This window comes from Pseudomonas sp. 2VD (assembly GCF_005503585.1).
GTDB lineage: Bacteria > Pseudomonadota > Gammaproteobacteria > Pseudomonadales > Pseudomonadaceae > Pseudomonas > Pseudomonas aeruginosa.
The window spans coordinates 1-4,837 of sequence record NZ_SCND01000417.1; the positions used below are offsets into that span (position 1 = coordinate 1).

Genomic DNA, 4,837 nt, shown 5'->3' on the forward strand with positions numbered 1-4,837 from the left:
CACCTGCTGCGCCTGGCCAGCCTGCGCCTGTCCGCCTTGCAGGACGTGGGCAGCGCCACCGAACTGGTGCAGGGCGCCGATGACATCCTGCGCGCGCAGAACGATCCCGGCGCCTATGCCGCCCGCGCCAAGCTGGCGGCCAGCCTCGAGGCCCTGCGCGCGTTGCCGGAGCCGGACCGTACCGGGCTGTTCGTGCAACTGGCGGCGTTGCGCGAGCAGGTCAACCAGTTGCAACCGCTCACGCCGACCTTCAAGGAAGGCGAAAGCGGTGCCAGCAATGTCGCCTGGGGCGACGGCAACAGCACCTGGGAGCTGTGGTGGGAGAAGATCTCGCGCTACATCCGCATCGATTTCAATGCCGACCAGGACATTCGTCCGCTGCTGGCCGGCGAGCAATTGGCGCAGGTGCGCCTGACCATCGGCCTGGCCTTTGAGCAAGCCCAGTGGGCGGCGCTGAATGGCAAGCAGGAAGTCTACGAGCAGGCGCTGAAGCAGGCCCAGGATGTGCTGGACGGCTATTTCAACGTAGAGCTGGCCGACAGCCGCGCGTTGAAGTTGCGTATCGATGAGTTGGCGAAGCAGCCGGTCACCGTGCAGGTCCCTGACCTCGCACCGGCCCTGAGCGCCTTGCAGGCCTACGTGTCGCGCCGCGAGGCGGCCGGCAACCTGGTGCCCGAGGCGCAGGCGGCTCCGGCCACGGAGGGCCGTCCATGAGACGCATCTACCTCCTGGTCCTGGCGGTGGTGCTGGTCGCCACGCTGGTTGGGCTGGCGATCTCCGAGCAGGCCGGCTATGTGCTGATCGCCTACAAGAGCTTCCGTTACGAATCCAGCCTGTGGTCGTTCCTCGCCCTGCTGGCGGTGGTCTGGCTGCTGGTGGTGCTGGTGCGCCTGGTCCTGCGCCTGCTCGGCAGCTCGGGGCGGGTGGTCAACCCCTGGTCGCGCTACAACCGCCGGCGTCGCGTGCAGATGGCCGAGCACAGCGGCCTGCGCGATCTCGGCGAAGGCAACTGGCCGCAAGCACTGCGTCACTTGCGGCGGGCGGCGGAGATGGGCGAGCGGCCGCTGATGCATTACCTCGGCGCGGCGCGGGCCGCCAACGAACTCGAACGCTACGACGAGGCCGACGACCTGCTGAACCGGGCTCGCGAGCGCGAGCCGGACGCCCAATTGCTGGTCGGCCTGACCCGTGCGCAACTGCTGATCAATCGCGGCGACTACCCGCAGGCACGCAATACCCTTGAAGAGCTGCACGGGCTCCAGCCGCAGCACCGCACGGTATTGCGGCTGATGCAGCAGCTGTACGTCACCCAGCACGACTGGCAGGCCCTTTGCGTCCTGCTGCCGGAGCTGCGCAAGGAGCGTGTGCTGAAGGATTCCGAACTGCGCGACCTCGAACGCCGTGCCTGGGTGGCTTCCTTGCAGGAAGCCGGCGAGCGTGGACTGAACGAGGGCGAGACGGCGTTGCAGCCGCTGACCCAGCGCTGGCAGAACGTGCCTTCGGCGCTGCGTGCAGACCCGGCGATCGTCGCGGGCTATGCCGCCCAACTGCTTCGCCTGGGCGCCGAGGAAGAGGCTGAAGAAGTCCTCCGCCATGCGCTCAAGCAAGGCTTCGACGCGACCCTGGTGCAACTCTACGGGCAGGTGCGCGGGCGCGATCCGGGCAAGCAATTGCAGGCCGCGGAAGGTTGGCTCAAGGAACATCCGAACGATCCCGGCCTGCTGCTGACCCTGGGGCGCCTGTGCCTGATCAACAAGCTCTGGGGCAAGGCCCGGGAATACCTGGAGGCCAGCCTGAGCTTCCAGCGCAGTGCCGAGACCTGCGCCGAGCTGGGCCGCCTGCTGGCGCAGCTCGGCGAGGTCGAGCGCAGCAACCAGTTGTTCCAGGAGGGCCTGGTCCTGCTCGATCGGCGTACTCCGGGGCTGCCCGTGGTGGTGGCGGGCATTTGAGCATGGGGAACGCCCCGGCGTTCCCCGTTCGGCTCCATCGGCAGGACTGTGGCGGCTTGTCGCGGGCGCCCGGCATGATTCGGGATGTCTTGCCGCAGAGCGGACTTGCGGCTTGAAACGGCCGGAGGCTTTCCACTACCGTAGGCGGCCTTTCCCCTGTGTACCTGTGGATCCGCCATGCCCCTGGCCAGCCCCCGTCAGCTTTTCCTTCTCGCGTTCCTGGCCTGCGTCGCCATCATGGGCGGGGCGCTGTACCTGGAACATGTGGTTGGCCTGGAGGCCTGCCCGCTGTGCGTCGTGCAGCGGATCTTCTTCATCCTGATCGGCCTGACCTGCCTCGCTGGCGCGATCCAGGGGCCCGGTCTACGTGGGCGGCGTATCTACTCCGTGCTGGTGTTCCTGCTCGCTCTCGGCGGCGGGGCCACGGCCGCCCGCCAGGTATGGTTGCAGACCGTTCCGCTGGACCAACTGCCGGCCTGCCTGCCCAGCCTCGACTACATGATGCAGGCGCTTCCCTTCCAGGAAGTGATCCGCCTGGTCCTGCATGGCACCGCGGATTGTGCCCAGGTGAGCTGGACGCTGTTCACCCTGAGCATTCCGGAATGGAGCCTGCTGGCGTTCGTTGCCTATCTCGGTTTCTCCATCGTGCAGTTCCTCCGACGTGCCTGACGCGGGCTGTCCCGTGGCCTTTCGTCAGCTCTCGAGCGTCGGCCGTATCGATTTGGCGAAAACCAGAGCGGATGCGGGATACCGATCAAACATCCGTATGAATTTTTCTGTACGGGCGTCTTGATGGGGTCATCCCGGGGGCATAATCTGGCTTTCCGTAGCGCCGGAGTCCGCCCCTTGCACAGGCGTTCTCCCACAGAGCGCAGAGAGTGCGTCAGCAATGCGTCTCGGAGCGGACGATGATTCTCCGGGACGTCCGAAGAGGGAAGCGAGGACAACATGCTCGAAAGCTGCCGTAATGCCCAAGAGCGGTGGGGGGGCGTGCACCAACTGATCGATCGCTGGCTGCATGAGCGCCAGCAACTGGTGCAGGCCTTCGATGCCCTGAGCGGTATTCAGGCACCGGCGCCCAACGCCGAAGAACTCCAGCATTTTTGCCAATTGCTGCTGGACTACGTATCTGCCGGACACTTCGAGGTCTACGAGCAACTGACGGCGGAAGGCAAGGCCTTCGGCGATCAGCGCGGCCTGGAGCTGGCCAAGCAGATCTTCCCCCGGCTGGAAGCCATCACCGAATCCGCGCTGAACTTCAACGATCGCTGCGACAACGGCGATTGCCGTGAAGGAGCCTGCCTCATCGCGGAGCTGAAGGTCCTGCGGCAACAGTTGCACGAACGCTTCGAGCTGGAGGACTGCCTCATCGAAGTCCTGCACAACGCCCACAGCCAGAGCGGCGCAGAGGGTTCGGCAGTACCGGTCTGATTCACCGGCGAGTCGTTACGAAACGGCGCGTCTCCATGCGGGAGAGCGCCGTTTTTGCATTTTAGCGGACGCCCAGCAGGTCGATCTCGAAGACCAGCGGAGCGTCGGGCGGGATCAGGTCGCCAGCGCCTTCGTGGCCATAGGCTTGCGCCGAAGGAATCACCACTCGCCAGCACGCGCCGACAGGCATCGCTCGCAACGCTGTGCGCCATCCCTCTATCACACTGTCCAGGGCGAACCACTCGGCGCTTTCGCTCTGGTCGAACACTTGACCGTCGGCGAGCAGGCCGCGGTAACGGACGTGTACCTGGGTTGCCGCGCCGATGCCGTTACCTTGGCCACGACGTAATTCGCTGACGAGGACGCCGCCGGTCAATTCGCGGACGCCGAAGCGGGCTTTTTCGTTGGCCAGGAAGCGGGCCTCGGCGGGTGTGGTCCGCGGTGTTTCCGTCGTGGCGTTCTCGTGTTGCAGCAGAAGTTGTTCGATGCGTTCGGGGGGGATTTCAAGTGCCTCGCCGCGATAGGCCTGGCGCAGTCCGAGAAGTAGCTCGGATAGCTCTAGGCCGGGCATTTCCTGCTGTAGGCGCGTGCCCAGGCGGGCGCCTACGGCATAGGCCAGTTCGTCCTTGGGGGGCGCGGCGAAAAGCGGCAGCGGCAGTAGAAAAAGACCGATGAAAAGGCGGCGCGGCATGCGGTTTCTCCAAACGAATCGGCGGGCAATCCTGGCGCACGTCGCTTGTAGCACATCGAACCCGTTGGCGAGAGGGGGTGTGCGGGTCTAGTATGGGCGCAACCACGTCCGCCTGGAGGCACGTCATGTCGGCCAACAAGAAGCCCGTCACCACCCCCTTGCACCTGTTGCAGCAACTTTCCCACAGCCTTGTCGAGCACCTGGAAGGTGCGTGCAAACAAGCGCTGGTCGATTCGGAAAAGCTCCTGGCCAAACTTGAAAAGCAACGTGGCAAAGCCCAGGAAAAACTGCACAAGGCTCGCACCAAGCTGCAGGATGCTGCCAAGGCCGGCAAGACCAAGGCACAGGCCAAGGCGCGCGAGACCATCAGCGACCTGGAAGAAGCGTTGGATACCCTGAAGGCCCGGCAGGCGGACACCCGTACCTACATCGTCGGCCTCAAGCGTGACGTACAGGAAAGCCTCAAGCTGGCGCAGGGTGTCGGCAAGGTGAAGGAAGCTGCTGGCAAGGCTCTGGAGAGCCGCAAGGCGAAACCCGCGACCAAACCTGCTGCGAAGGCGGCAGCCAAGCCTGCGGTGAAAACCGTAGCGGCGAAGCCTGCGGCCAAGCCGGCTGCGAAACCGGCTGCCAAGCCTGCGGCGAAAACCGCGGCAGCGAAGCCCGCAGCCAAGCCGGCGGCGAAGCCTGTGGCGAAACCGGCGGCCAAGCCCGCGGCGAAAACCGCAGCCGCGAAGCCCGCAGCCAAGCCGGCGGCGAAGCCTGTGGC

General features: G+C 65.5%; 5 protein-coding genes and 1 pseudogene. 5 read left to right on the forward strand and 1 reads right to left on the reverse strand.

Annotated features, from left to right (window positions below):
- The 4 genes from FFS27_RS28590 to rsd form a co-directional block, all read left to right on the forward strand.
- Positions 1 to 714: uroporphyrinogen-III C-methyltransferase (locus tag FFS27_RS28590; protein ID WP_171019248.1), on the forward strand; the 714-nt coding region annotated here is incomplete at its 5' end.
- On the forward strand, positions 711 to 1,949 hold the full coding sequence (locus FFS27_RS28595) for a heme biosynthesis protein HemY (protein WP_003096390.1): 1,239 nt from the start codon (positions 711 to 713) through the stop codon (positions 1,947 to 1,949). The genes FFS27_RS28590 and FFS27_RS28595, both read left to right, overlap by 4 nt.
- A 177-nt stretch (positions 1,950 to 2,126) precedes the next feature.
- A complete protein-coding gene (locus FFS27_RS28600) occupies positions 2,127 to 2,618 on the forward strand; it encodes a disulfide bond formation protein B (protein ID WP_003099230.1) in 492 nt (163 codons plus the stop codon).
- A gap of 279 nt (positions 2,619 to 2,897) precedes the next feature.
- The gene (gene rsd / locus FFS27_RS28605) at positions 2,898 to 3,380 is read left to right on the forward strand and encodes a sigma D regulator (RefSeq protein ID WP_003120370.1); all 483 of its coding nucleotides are present in this window, start codon (positions 2,898 to 2,900) and stop codon (positions 3,378 to 3,380) included.
- 61 nt (positions 3,381 to 3,441) lie between these two features.
- Here rsd and FFS27_RS28610 read toward each other — a convergent pair whose 3' ends face one another.
- Positions 3,442 to 4,071, reverse strand: a complete 630-nt coding sequence (locus tag FFS27_RS28610; protein ID WP_021263158.1) for an FKBP-type peptidyl-prolyl cis-trans isomerase — start codon at positions 4,069 to 4,071, stop codon at positions 3,442 to 3,444.
- Between the two features lie 125 nt (positions 4,072 to 4,196).
- Between FFS27_RS28610 and algP the strand changes: the two are divergent.
- Positions 4,197 to 4,837 (forward strand): annotated as a pseudogene (gene algP, locus FFS27_RS28615) (alginate regulator AlgP); the annotation flags it as partial.

What these genes read in the sequence shown, in the direction of transcription:
- FFS27_RS28595 (WP_003096390.1), top strand. Translation starts at nt 711, where the DNA reads ATGAGACGCATCTACCTCCTGGTCCTGGCGGTGGTGCTGGTCGCCACG.
- FFS27_RS28610 (WP_021263158.1), bottom strand. Translation starts at nt 4,071, where the DNA reads ATGCCGCGCCGCCTTTTCATCGGTCTTTTTCTACTGCCGCTGCCGCTT.
- FFS27_RS28600 (WP_003099230.1), top strand. Translation starts at nt 2,127, where the DNA reads ATGCCCCTGGCCAGCCCCCGTCAGCTTTTCCTTCTCGCGTTCCTGGCC.
- rsd (WP_003120370.1), top strand. Translation starts at nt 2,898, where the DNA reads ATGCTCGAAAGCTGCCGTAATGCCCAAGAGCGGTGGGGGGGCGTGCAC.